This is a genomic window from Spirulina subsalsa FACHB-351, from assembly GCF_026130165.1.
GTDB classification, from domain to species: Bacteria; Cyanobacteriota; Cyanobacteriia; order Cyanobacteriales; family Spirulinaceae; genus Spirulina_A; species Spirulina_A subsalsa_A.
The window spans coordinates 1-12,436 of the sequence record NZ_JAIHOM010000132.1; the positions used below are offsets into that span (position 1 = coordinate 1).

Here is a 12,436-nt window from a genome sequence, read left to right on the forward strand (position 1 = left end):
CCCTGCTCCCCCTCTCCCCTGCTCCCCATGCGCATTTATGGCAATCGTCCTCTGAAAACCCTCGCGGGGCGTGATGTTCGTCCTACTCCGGCTAAGGTGCGGGAGGCGTTGTTTAATATGTGGCGCGATCGCCTAGAAGGTTGTCGCTGGCTGGATCTCTGTGGGGGCAATGGTTCAATGGGGGCAGAAGCTCTCTGTCGGGGCGCTCGTTGGGTGGTGGGAATTGAGAAGTGGGGGAAGGCCTGCCGGGTCATGGGGGAAAATTGGCAACAGTTTGCCCAATCGGATCAAGAGTATCAAGTCATTTGTGGGGATATCCGCCAGCAATTGCCCCGTTTAGCGGGACAGGTGTTTGATTGTATTTATTTTGACCCCCCCTATGCCAGTAATCTCTATCAACCGACCTTAGAGGCGATCGCCTCATTAAAATTACTCGCACCGGATGGCATCATGGCCGCCGAATATGAACCTCGTCTCTGGACTCCTCCCCCCCAAGTGGAACAACTCACCCTCACTCGTCAAAAAGTTTACGGCAATAGTGCGATCGCCTTTTATCAAGAGAGGGAGCTATAGGTCACAATCCTTGCAACTTATAGCCCCCTACTACTTAACCCAACAAACCGGAGGATCTAACTCCGTTTGTACTGCATATAGGCCGCGAAAAATAGCCCGGCCAACGTAATCATAATTAAGCCAAGGGCAATCCCTAACAGTAAGGGTTCAATCATGCTCGCTCTCCGTTGTTATACTTCTTTACCTTTTTCTCATCCTACAAGAGATTGACATCCTCATCCCACCCAATCACAGATTATGGTGGGAGAATTGCCGAAGGGAGCGGATGATGTTTGAGTGACCCCAAAAAAAGCCCATCTCTGGCTGTAAGCTCTTTCACAGCGTCTTCAGATAGTGCAACAAATCCGCCATATCTTGGGGATTCGGCTGAAACTTGGGCATGGGGGGAGTTTCCCCACTAATCACCTGTTGAATCAACACCACATCAGAGCGTCGTTTCGAGATATGTTGTAAGCTCGGCCCCACATTGCCATCTCCATAGACCCCATGACACCCTGCACAGTTAATCTCAAAAATGGCATGACCTCGTTGGGGGTCGCCCTGAATCGTTAACACATTTTGAATATAGGGGTCTGACACGCGGTACAAATAGACCCCAACTAAACTGCACAGGAGAAGGAGAATGATCACCAGCAAGAGTAAGATCATTCTTGGTATTACAGTTTCGGTCTGGGCAGACTGAGTATCCACGGTCAATGTCGTAAGAGTTCGGAGAAGGTTAATCAAGGGAAGTCACACTTTGATTGAAAGCGTGATTCCCCTGAATGTTGCATTTCATCAACTTAGCTTAAGATTTATGGAGAAAATCGGCAAGGGGTTGAACAACTTAACCCTCTTCGGGGATTTGATGCCCGAGAACTTGATACACTTGACGCTGAATAAACACATCGACTAAAGCCCGATTGATTTTGTTCTTATGAGCCTCTTCTTGGAGAATGCACAAAACAGTGCGGACGGGTAAAGGTTTGCGATAGGGACGATCTGCCGCCGTTAGAGCATCATAAATATCTGCAACGGTTAACATTTGGGTTTGAATGGGAATGGCATCCCCTGTAAGGCCTTCAGGATAGCCCGATCCATCTAAGGTTTCATGATGACGGTAGGCAATGATGGGGACTTGTTTGAGGTTTTTTGTCCAAGGGATGCGTTTGAGAAACTCATAACTGTGGGTGACATGAGACTCAATGAGTAAACGTTCTTGATTGCTCAAATTTCCCCGAGGAGTCAGCAGTTGTTCTAATTCCTCTGGAGTGAGCAAGGGGTGCAGTTGACCATCTGTGCCGCGATAGTGATATTGAGATAATGCTGTTAAATCGGCCAGTGCTTGCTCGGAAAGGGCGTGAAACGGTTCTGTTGCGAGGGCTTCTGGCTCATTGAGGTTTTCAATAAAGGCCTGATAGCGTTGTAGAGTTGCGATCGCCTTTTGTAAATCTGCATCCAACTCCGCTAACTGTTGGCAATGACTACAACTCCCCACCTCAGCGGGGCTATGAAACACCCGAGGATGATTAATCAAGTGTTGAAACTTCCGTTCAGCACAGTCCATCTGTAACGTGCGTTGTGCCACGGCAAAGCGCTGACGAATCACCTCCAACTGCTCAGGATAGAGTTTTTTCCGTTTATTTAAAATACTTTCGGGGACTCCCACCTTACCAAAATCATGAAGCAGTGCCGCATAGCGAATTTCTTGCAGTTGTTGACCATTAAACGAGAAAGACCATAAAGGCCCCAGATCAATCGTATTCACTTCTTGGGCCAACTGCACCGTTAAATCCGCCACCCGTTCCGAATGCCCGGAAGTCGTCGGATCCCGGGCTTCAATCACTTGCACAGAAGCCCTCACAAAGCCCTCAAACAGATTTTCGATGTTTTTTTGTAGAATATTGCGCTCAATAGAAATAGCTGCTTGAGAGGCAAAAGAACGCAAGATCCGTTCTTCCCAATCCGAATAGGGGCGGGTGATTTCTTGGGCATTTTCTGGCGTAATCGACAAATGAGGACTGGTTTTGCGATTAATCAGTTGTAATACCCCGATTAATTCCCCCTCTCCATTGTGCATGGGTAACACAATAACGGAACAAGTCCGATAGCCAAAATCTTGATCAAATCCCCGATCGAGTTTATAGGGTAGATGGGCAGGAATAGCATAGGCATCGGGGATATTGAGCGATCGCCCCGTTGCCGCAACATACCCCGCTAAACTCTGCGGTGAAATCGGGAGTGCGACTTCCTGAAAAGAAGCCCGAGGGAGGGAATCATTCTGAGCCACTTTAAAGATTAAATAAGGACTCTCGTCAGAAGAATCCACTAAGAAAATACTACCCGCGTCACTATAGGTAATCTCTCGACTTTTACTTAAAATTAGTTCTAATAACTGCCCTAGGTCTTGTATTGCAGACAGCGCTGTTCCAGTAACCAGCAGTTTCTCAATGAGGTCTAAACGATCTTGAAACTGAGTCGTAAATTCCTCATAATCGTATATGAGATTGAGGGAATTAAGGGCAGTCATAGTTGCAAATAATGCACAAAGGGAATAAGGCACCAAGAGTGAATGTTCAAGGCAAGCTGAAGCCAGAGAGCTAGACGATCTGCCCGATCAGCTTATCTCAAGTATATCCTTTTAGAAAAATTTAATGAATTTTTCTCTCTAAACTCAAAGTCCCTCCAGAAACAACTCGATCATGACAGTATCCTCTTAACTCTAGTCTTCAAGCTTCATTCCGTATATTCCGGTTATCTTCATGAAAACTTTAAATAAGTTCCGCAATTATACTGAATTTATTGCCCCGTGATTCAAAATAGATTATCACAGGCTGCTCTTGACTTGGAGTGTAGACTAATGACAGTCTACACCCCAGTAGGGACAGCCCGAGGGAATCCCCTTCGTGAGAGGTTTAAGGGGAAGTAACTCAGCAGAGGAGTTTTCTGTCGCTCACCAGAAAGGAATTCCCCCTACTCCCAAAACCCGATAAAAAGCCCCCCTTAATTTGGGTCAAAAGGTGTCACAGTTCCCCCCAAACCTTCAACAATAGCCGTTGTATTTGCCACCAACATACTGATATAACTATCCCCCGAACTTCCAACCCCACCAATCGAGTCAGAGTATAAGTTTTGTGATGATAAAACCGCCCCAGATTCCCGCGCTAAAGTTTCCATTAATGCTGGATTAATGGTCGTTTCAGCGAACACCATAGGAATATTTTGCCCACGCACTTCATTCGCTAATTGACTCAAGGTTTGCGCACTGGGTTGTTCTTCCGTACTCACCCCAATTAAAGTTCCGAGAATTTCCAAACCATAGGCATCTGCGTAATAAGCAAAAGCATCATGGGTCGTCACTAACTTTCTATTTTCCGGGGGAATTGTGGCAATTTGGGCTAAAATCCACTGATCCAGTGCTTCTAATTGTTCAATTAAACCCTGAGCATTCTGGCGTAAATTATCCGCTTTTTCTGGCAACAATTCAATCAAAGCATCCCGAATCACTTCCACCATAATGATCCCATTTTTGGCATCCCCCCAAACATGAGGATCGGGTAAGTTTTCCGCCTCATCCATTAACGGGGTAATTTGTTCAGCAACAGCCACTTTTTTCGCCCTAATTCCAGTGGCTTCAATTAAGCGAATTAAAGCAGGTTCTAAGTCATAGCCGTTATAGAAAATTAAATCGGCTCTTTCTAAGGCTATACTATCTTGAGGGACGGGTTCGTAAATATGAGGATCTTCCCCCGGTTTTAAAATGCTTTTCAGTTCAATTTTATCCCTCGCTACCTCTTGGGTAAGATCAGCCAAAATGGTACTGGTGGCCACAACATAGGGTTTGTCCGAAGGATCGGAAGCCGCTTGGGGATTACATCCACTCAACAGCAGCAGTCCACAAAACAGGAGTTTTCCGAAGTGTCTCATAGTAGGTTCACAATTCTTTTCATAATTCTCTCATAATCTTTATCATAATTCTTTCATTTTTTGCTATGCTGGAAAAGTATTATGGGGAGTCAAAAGCCGTTATGAGCCAGATCACCATTGAAAATTTAGGGGTGCAGTACCGTAGTTTTGAGGCATTACGTCAGATTAGCTGTGTGGTACATTCAGGACGCTTAACGGGCATGATCGGCCCCAATGGAGCAGGCAAGAGTACACTGTTAAAGGCCATGTTGGGGTTAATCCCGGCAAGGGGAAAACCCGTTTTTTATGGGGATCAACCTCTGCACTGTCAATTACATAAGGTGGCCTATGTCCCCCAACGGAGTCAGATTGACTGGACTTATCCCGCGACGGTGTGGGATGTGGTGATGATGGGACGAGTAAAGAAAACCGGGTGGTTTCGGCGCTTTTCGGCCAGCAGTCGCCATCGGGCTTATGATGGGTTGGTGCGGGTAGGAATGGAGAAATTGTGCGATCGCCCCATCGGACAACTTTCGGGAGGACAACAGCAGCGCGTCTTTTTAGCCCGATCTTTAGCCCAAGAAGCGGAAATCTTTTGTTTTGATGAACCCTTTGTGGGAGTAGACCAAAAAACCGAGGCCATTTTATTCCAGATTTTCCGGGAATTAGCCAATCAAGGTCATATCGTGTTAGTCGTGAATCATGATCTGGGGGAATCGATTACCCATTTTGATGATTTAATTTTATTAAACAAGGAAATTGTCGCCGCCGATGTACGGGAAAACGTCTTAAATGAAAGCAACTTAAACCGTGCTTATGGGGGGAAAGTCTCCTTTTTCTCCGGATCTTCTCTACAAGCTGCCTGATGAATGCCCTGCTTGAACCCCTCCAATATAGTTTTATGCAGCGATCGCTCATGGTTGCGGTCATCGTCGGCATTCTTTGCGCTGTCGTCGGTTGCTACCTCTTAGTGCAGCGTTTAGCCCTCCTCGGGGATGCCATCAGTCATTCCGTTTTACCCGGTTTAGCGATCGCCTTTTTAACCGACACCAATCTCTTTATCGGGGCATTTATCGCCGGAATTATTAGCACCCTTTGTATTAATTTAATTCACACCCGTTCTAACATCAAAGAAGATGCTGCAATGGGGATTGTCTTCTCCGCCTTCTTTGCCCTTGGAATTATTCTAATTACCACCATTCAACGGGAAAATAAAATAGATTTAAGTCATTTTCTCTTTGGCAACATTCTAACCGTCACCTTTAACGATGTCCGGGATACCCTAATCATTGCCATTTTTGTCCTAGTCGTTGTGGGTTTATTATACAAAGAACTGTTATTTTACTCCTTTGATAAATTGGGAGCGCAAGCCGTAGGTTTACCTGTTAAGCTACTTGATTTAAGTCTAATGGTTTTGATTGGCATGACCATCATTGCCAGCTTAAAATCCGTCGGTGTTATTCTAGTTTTAGCCCTATTAATTACCCCCGCCGCCACCGCTTATTTATTAGTAAAACGACTCCATCAGATGATGTTTATTGCCGTAGGAGTTGGGGTAATTTCCAGTATCAGTGGAATGTATTTAAGTTATTTCTATAATCTCCCCTCCGGTCCCGCCATTGTGTTAGTCGCCACCGGATTATTTATCCTCGCCTTTCTCTTTAGTCCTAGCCAAGGACTTTTAACCGTAAACAGTAAAAATTAAGAGATGGGGAATAGGGAATAGCTAAAACTGTTATCTCTTATCTTTTGCCTCTTGCCTATTGCCTTAATAATTGCTCATTAATCGAGCCAAATGTTAAAATTCTCTAGGATTCTCGCCTGAAATAACCCGGATTAGGGATACTGGAAAATGGAGTATCAGGTTGACTTAATGGGATTCAGAGACAAGGCACAAAAAATGTAATTTAACCAGCCCCTGTTAATAAAAATTAATAAAAATGTTTAATCATTAAGGAGTATTTATGCGTGCAGTGCTGATGGCGGGCGGTTCCGGGACTAGACTACGCCCTTTAACCTGTGATCTCCCCAAACCGATGGTATCCATCCTCAACCGTCCCATCGCCGAACATATCATCAACCTACTGAAAGACAACGGCATCACCGAAGTTATTGCCACCTTGCACTATCTCCCCGATATCATGCGCGACTACTTCCAAGACGGGAGCGACTTTGGCGTACAGATGACCTATGCCGTAGAAGAAGATCAACCCCTAGGGACTTCCGGTTGTGTAAAAAACATTGCTGAACTGTTAGATGAAACCTTCCTTGTCATCAGTGGGGATAGTTTGACCGATTTTGACTTAAGATCCGCGATCGCCTTTCACAAAGCCAAACGTTCCAAAGCCACCCTCATCCTCACCCGCGTCCCCAACCCCCTAGAATTCGGAGTCGTCATCACCGACAGTCAACAACGGATTTGTCGCTTCCTCGAAAAACCCTCCACCAGCGAGATATTTTCCGATACCGTCAACACCGGAGCCTACATCCTAGAACCCGAAGTCCTAGACTATCTTCCCATTAACGAAGAATCAGACTTTTCCAAAGACCTCTTTCCCCTGCTCCTCCAACGAGGAGAACCCATGTATGGTTACATTGCCGAAGGGTATTGGTGCGATGTCGGCAACCTCGACACCTACCGTCAAGCCCAGTATGACGGATTAGATGGCAAAGTACACCTACAGATTCCCTACGAAGAAAAAAACCCCGGTCAGTGGATTGGTCAAAACACCTACATTGACCCCAGCGCGAAAATCGAGCGTCCCGTCCTCATTGGCAGCAACTGCCGCATAGGCCCCCGCGTTCATATCGAAGCTGGAACCGTCCTCGGCGACAATATCACCGTCGGAGCCGATGCCGACCTCAAACGTCCCATCATAGCCAACGGCGCAATTATTGGCGAAGAAGCCCACTTAAGAGCCTGTGTCATCTCCCGAGGGACAAGAGTTGATCGCCGTTCTCATATCCTAGAAGGGGCTGTAGTCGGCTCCCTCTCCACCGTTGGAGAAGAAGCCCAAATCAGTCCGGGGGTTCGGGTTTGGCCTAGCAAAAAAATAGAGTCAGGAGCCATTTTGAACATTAACCTAATTTGGGGAACAATGGCCCAGCGCAATCTGTTCGGACAACAGGGCGTTTCTGGACTAGCCAACATAGACATCACCCCAGAATTTACGGTGAAATTGGGTGCGGCCTACGGCTCCACCTTAAAACCCGGTTCCATGATTACCGTATCGAGAGATCAACGCCCCATCTCCCGCATGGTGAGCCGTTCCCTCATTGCCGGGTTAATGTCCACCGGAGTTCATATCCAGAACCTCGAATCCACCGCTATCCCCGTCGCCCGCACCGTCATCCCCACCCTAAGCGTCTCCGGGGGCATCCATGTCCGCCTCCACCCAGACCGCCCCGATTATATCCTGATTGAATTTTTTGACAAACAGGGCATTAACATTTCCAAAGCCAAAGAAAAGAAAATTGAGGGGACTTACTTTAAAGAAGATATCCGCCGGATGCCCATAGCCGACATTGGCACCATGACCTACGCTTCCCAAGTCCTAGACCTCTACAGTCGTTGTTTTGAGCGACAACTCAACGTTGCCGCCGTCCAGAATAGCCGAGCCAAAGTCGTCATTGATTACGTCTACGCCGTCACTGGAGCGATTTTACCCCGCTTGTTAGCCAAATTTGGCTGTGATGCCGTGGTATTAAATGCCAGCTTAAGCCAGACCGCCGTTTCCAACGAAGAACGGGAAAACCTGTTAATCCAGTTAGGTCATGTAGTGGAGGCCGTGCGGGCGAATTTTGGCGTACAGGTATCCGCCAATGGAGAACAGTTAATCCTAGTCGATGAGGCTGGTTTACCCATTCGTGGGGAAACCCTCACCGCCTTAATGGTGAACATGATGATGACCGCTCATCCTCGGAGTAGTGTAGTCGTTCCCGTGCAAACCTCCAGCGCCGTGGAAAAAATTGCCCGTCGCCATGATGGTCGCGTCATTCGCACCAAAGCCAGTCCCACCGCCCTCATGGAAGCCGCACGAGCCAATCATAATGTGGTGTTAGGGGGCAGTGGAGAAATGGGCTTTATTTTCCCCAGTTTACATCCCGGGTTTGATGCCATGTTCTGCATTGCCAAGTTAATTGAGATGTTAACCATTCAGGAGCGTTCCTTAGCCCAAATTCGCGCCGAATTACCCAAGGTGTGTCATAAAAACTACACCATGCGTTGTCCTTGGACAGTCAAAGGGGCCTTAATGCGTCATTTAGTCGAAACCCATACCCCGGAAAATTTAGAGCTAATCGACGGGGTAAAAATTGTGAATCGGCAAAATGATAGCTGGATTTTAATTCTGCCCGATGCGGGCGAGCCTTTGGTTCATCTGTATGCGAATAGTGATGATCGGGATTGGGTGGATCGGGTGTTATTGGAGTATCGTCAGCGTGTGCAAGGGTTTATTGATCAGGAGGAGGGAGTGGATCTCTTGCAATTGGGTTAACTGTTAGTCGTTCTTTGCGATGAGAACTTATTTACTATGACCATCGCCAAATCTTCCCCCTTGGGCATTACCCAATCTTGACAAGTTAAGCCTTTTCTCTTCTTGTCAACGTCGATTAAACTCCAGTTGACCAACATATTTAAACGGACCATACTGATCTTCCCCGGTAAACATTTTCACCTCATAGGTTCCAGAATGTGGGAGTGGGCAGCGAATGGGTGATCTTTGACTAGCAGACTCCCCACAATTCCCTAATTTAGAGCCTCCTTTCTCGGCATAACTGGCGAAAATCCAACGTTGATAGGGATTTTTGACTTCAATCACCGCATCCCCGCTAATATCCGCTTGAGAGCGGGTCGGAGTCACCAACTCTAGCCCTTCGGCAAAGAAGGGAGGTCTTAAAATTGGTTGTCGGAAAAATTCACCCCGGGATAGGGGATGGGGTAGGAGTTGCCATGCTTCATCATCGGGCAAATGGGTAATATTCATGACTTGTGGGGGAGGAAATAAATAATCGGTGCGATAGTTTTTAGTAAAACCGGACTCATTGACAAAACCACTATCCCAAGTGGGGTCAATGAGATACCATTTCCCCTCAATTTTGGCCGCATTCCAAGCATGACCTTCCCCACTAAGTTCACTGGTGGAAGTACGCGCATCTCCCACGACATAAACAATTTCTTCTCCCATGGCTTTTCCGAGTGCTTCGAGGAGTTTGGCATACCCGGCACAGACGGCTTTTCGGGTTAGAAAAACGATTTCTGGGTCTTGTGGGGGAATTTGACCGGCAAAATAAGCCGGAGCATCGTAGGCAATGCGATCGGCGACATAATCATGTAGCGCTTTGATGCGTAAAACCGGATCTTTTTCTTGTTGGGCAATGTATTGAGCGACTGATTCTATGCTAATTTCCGACCGAGGCGGCATATTCACGACGGCCGGATGTAGACCTGCATTCCGCCAAGGCCACTCTTTATCACTTTGTTGGGGGAGAGGAGGGGCAGGGGCTGGACGTTCTGGGATGGGGGCAATCTCTGCGGGCTGAGGTTGAATGGTGGTCGAGTCAGCATATTTTTGATAGGGATTGTGGTGAAAGGCGAGATAGAGCCATTCTAGACCGTTGGCTGTCTGGAATAAGGCTCGGCGGGTGAGTTCTACTGGAGGCCCGGTGAAGTTCTCTAGAAACCAATCCCCTCGGGTGGCTAGGGCGAGGAATGAGGTTTGGGGTCTGAGGGCGAGGAGGAGGACAATAAAGGCTAGGTTTAAGGTCAGGGTGCGCAGGGTAATGCGATCGCCCCAACTTAAACTTAGTCCCTTTCGTTGCGGTTTGCCTCGTCTGGCTTTCCAGTCCCAGAATATGGGCAGCAAGGGAAAGAGCAAAATCCCTGAAAGCAAGGCTAACCAAGTCGGTCCGTTAACAAACACAATCAGGGAGGAAGTCAGCCAAACACCCAGAAGAGGGGTCAGAAAAACACTAAGAGAAAAGACCAGTCGAATCAGGGCAAGGGGAATTGTCCAAACAACAAACTTCATAGAGAGGGTTCCAAAAAATCGGCAGATTGAATCATGGGTGCTGCACGATTGGTCAGTGTTTTTAATCTGGGGAGAGCGCCCAACTCGTTTCGGGATAGCCCAAAACCAGCAGCTAGAGGGTTGTCCTCTGCTACGGGAATACTAAGGTGTATGTTTACTCCCAGAGTCTAATCTCTGGGAAAGGCAATCGGTTTTTTAGTTCATGGGTGCATCACTGAATGGTTGAGCGTGGAACATGGGTGGTGCGTTGTAGTGTTTCTACTGGTACAGGGGACGAGTAGTAGGCAATCACCAGAGTGGGAATAGCAATCGTTAAGATGGCGATCGCCGTTCCGAAAATAGCTGCCCATTTACTGGGAGGTTCAGAAGCGTTAGCGGATGGACCACTAGATTCCATAAGTGATATGAACTAAAAAGCTGACGGCAAGTGAGTTGAGTTAAACAGAGGATTAGGACAATAAAACCCCTTACCCAATTGTAGCCCTAGATTTTCTGAGCGCGTTGTTTTCTGTGCCACACAAAAATAAAAACCGCCACTGGTGTGAGGGCGGTCTGAATAAGCAATCGGAGGGTGACTGTAGTCTAAGGCGAGGCGGGGATTCGGTTTGTTACGGATTTTACGAAAGCCTGTTCTGGTAGGGAATTTCAATGGAGAGGTCCGCCTAAGATCACGTCGGCGATCGCATTGGTCACCGACTGGGGAGCTTCTCGCCCCAGTTGTTCGTACCATTGGCGAGTCACTTCGGGATCTTTGCCGTGGATTTGTTCAGCCCGTTTCCGCGCCTTACGGACGATGCTATTCCCCCGTTCTCGCCGTTCTCTGTTATACCGTTCTAGGGCATCCATAACGCTCAAGTTCGTGCTTTTTAGGTAATGGGTTAACACCCAAGCATCCTCAATGGCCTGACAGCCCCCTTGCCCCAAATCAGGACAAGTGGTGTGGGCGGCATCCCCCAATAAAGCCACCCGCCCCCGCACATAGCTATCTAGAGGGCTAAGGTCATGAATCTCTGGCCGAGCTACTTGTTGAGGGTCTAACCGTTCAATTAAATTCTGTACAGGTTGCGCCCAGCCTTGAAAATATCCCCGTAACTGCTCTTGATACTGTTCCGGTTCCGGGGGAGTTCCGGCAGGCAGTGGAACATCAAAGAAGAAATAAAAGCGATCGCCTCCCACAGGCATCAGAGAAGCTCGTTGATGTTGCCCCACATAAATCACCCAACAATCCGCCGGGGCTAACTCTGGACTCACAGGGACTAGGCCATTCCAGTTCACATATCCGGCATAGTTGAGGGCTGAAGGTTTCCCCGTCACATAGGGGCGCAACACCGAGCGAATGCCATCCGCCGCCACTACCAGATCCCCGCGATCGCGTTCTCCGTTGGCAAAAATCGCCGTTACGCCCCCTTCGTCCTCCTCCACCCCAATACAGTCATGACCCAGTTTGATCTCCCCTCCGTAGCCTGTTAACAGCATTTCCTGTAAATCCCGACGGGCGACAGGATAGGGGCGTTGTCCGACTTGTGCAATGAGGGGTTGCAAGGGAATATGATTTAACAATTCCCCTTGAGCGGTGCGATACTCCATCACATTCATCCGGCCGCCAATATTTGCGATCGCCTCCCCCAAACCCAAACAGTTCAAAACCTTAACCCCATTGGACCACAGGGAAATTCCCGCCCCCACCGGACGTAATTCCTGCACTCGCTCATACACCTGTACCTGATACCCGGCTTGTTGTAGGGCAATCCCCGCCGTTAAGCCCCCAATTCCCGCCCCAATGATGATTATTTTTAACCCTTCCACCGTTTCCCCTCTCCTACTCCAGAACAATATCTAGCTTGACCGACTTCCGTTCGTAGTTGCGCTTTAGCGCCCAATCGGGAACAGGGAATAGGGAATAGGGAATAGGTAATTGTTCCCCCTCTCCCCCGCTCCCCTGCTCCCCC

The 12,436-nt window shown here is 47.9% G+C and carries 12 protein-coding genes; 4 read left to right on the forward strand and 8 right to left on the reverse strand.

The features are described 5' to 3' along the window. The first annotated feature begins 27 nt into the window (after positions 1 to 27). Positions 28 to 573 (forward strand): 16S rRNA (guanine(966)-N(2))-methyltransferase RsmD, encoded by a 546-nt coding sequence (rsmD, locus tag K4A83_RS19220; RefSeq protein WP_407810163.1) that lies wholly within the window; start codon positions 28 to 30, stop codon positions 571 to 573. 56 nt (positions 574 to 629) lie between these two features. Here the strand turns inward: rsmD and petG are convergent, their stop codons facing one another. The 4 genes from petG to K4A83_RS19240 form a co-directional block, all read right to left on the reverse strand. After that, positions 630 to 728, reverse strand: coding sequence for a cytochrome b6-f complex subunit V (gene petG, locus K4A83_RS19225; protein WP_017303145.1), 99 nt, complete (start codon positions 726 to 728; stop codon positions 630 to 632). Between the two features lie 160 nt (positions 729 to 888). Next, a complete protein-coding gene (locus tag K4A83_RS19230) occupies positions 889 to 1,263 on the reverse strand; it encodes a c-type cytochrome (protein ID WP_265266297.1) in 375 nt (124 codons plus the stop codon). A 136-nt stretch (positions 1,264 to 1,399) separates the two neighbouring features. Further along, positions 1,400 to 3,082: an HD domain-containing phosphohydrolase gene (locus K4A83_RS19235; RefSeq protein ID WP_265266298.1), complete on the reverse strand. Its 1,683-nt coding sequence runs from the start codon at positions 3,080 to 3,082 to the stop codon at positions 1,400 to 1,402. A 473-nt stretch (positions 3,083 to 3,555) separates the two neighbouring features. Beyond that, positions 3,556 to 4,479 carry a metal ABC transporter solute-binding protein, Zn/Mn family gene (locus K4A83_RS19240; RefSeq protein WP_265266299.1) on the reverse strand — a complete coding sequence of 308 codons (924 nt, stop codon included), beginning with the start codon at positions 4,477 to 4,479 and terminating at the stop codon, positions 3,556 to 3,558. Positions 4,480 to 4,544: 65 nt separating this feature from the next. On the opposite strand from K4A83_RS19240, the gene K4A83_RS19245 reads away from it, so the two are divergent. From K4A83_RS19245 to K4A83_RS19255, 3 genes are all read left to right on the forward strand, one after another. Next, positions 4,545 to 5,324 carry a metal ABC transporter ATP-binding protein gene (locus K4A83_RS19245; RefSeq protein ID WP_265266300.1) on the forward strand — a complete coding sequence of 260 codons (780 nt, stop codon included), beginning with the start codon at positions 4,545 to 4,547 and terminating at the stop codon, positions 5,322 to 5,324. Beyond that, positions 5,324 to 6,163, forward strand: a complete 840-nt coding sequence (locus K4A83_RS19250) for a metal ABC transporter permease (RefSeq protein ID WP_265266301.1) — start codon at positions 5,324 to 5,326, stop codon at positions 6,161 to 6,163. The genes K4A83_RS19245 and K4A83_RS19250 overlap by 1 nt, the downstream gene beginning before the upstream one ends. A gap of 259 nt (positions 6,164 to 6,422) precedes the next feature. Further along, positions 6,423 to 8,954, forward strand: coding sequence for a mannose-1-phosphate guanyltransferase (locus K4A83_RS19255; RefSeq protein ID WP_265266302.1), 2,532 nt, complete (start codon positions 6,423 to 6,425; stop codon positions 8,952 to 8,954). A 105-nt stretch (positions 8,955 to 9,059) separates the two neighbouring features. Here K4A83_RS19255 and K4A83_RS19260 read toward each other — a convergent pair whose 3' ends face one another. The 4 genes from K4A83_RS19260 to hpxO form a co-directional block, all read right to left on the reverse strand. Beyond that, entirely contained in the window at positions 9,060 to 10,487 is a 1,428-nt protein-coding gene (locus K4A83_RS19260) for a transglutaminase domain-containing protein (RefSeq protein WP_265266303.1), read from the reverse strand. A 211-nt stretch (positions 10,488 to 10,698) separates the two neighbouring features. Then, positions 10,699 to 10,884: a hypothetical protein gene (locus K4A83_RS19265; RefSeq protein WP_265266304.1), complete on the reverse strand. Its 186-nt coding sequence runs from the start codon at positions 10,882 to 10,884 to the stop codon at positions 10,699 to 10,701. A gap of 12 nt (positions 10,885 to 10,896) precedes the next feature. After that, on the reverse strand, positions 10,897 to 11,136 hold the full coding sequence (locus K4A83_RS19270; RefSeq protein WP_265266305.1) for a hypothetical protein: 240 nt from the start codon (positions 11,134 to 11,136) through the stop codon (positions 10,897 to 10,899). Then, entirely contained in the window at positions 11,133 to 12,293 is a 1,161-nt protein-coding gene (gene hpxO / locus K4A83_RS19275) for an FAD-dependent urate hydroxylase HpxO (protein WP_265266306.1), read from the reverse strand. The genes K4A83_RS19270 and hpxO overlap by 4 nt, the downstream gene beginning before the upstream one ends. Positions 12,294 to 12,436: the final 143 nt, after the last annotated feature.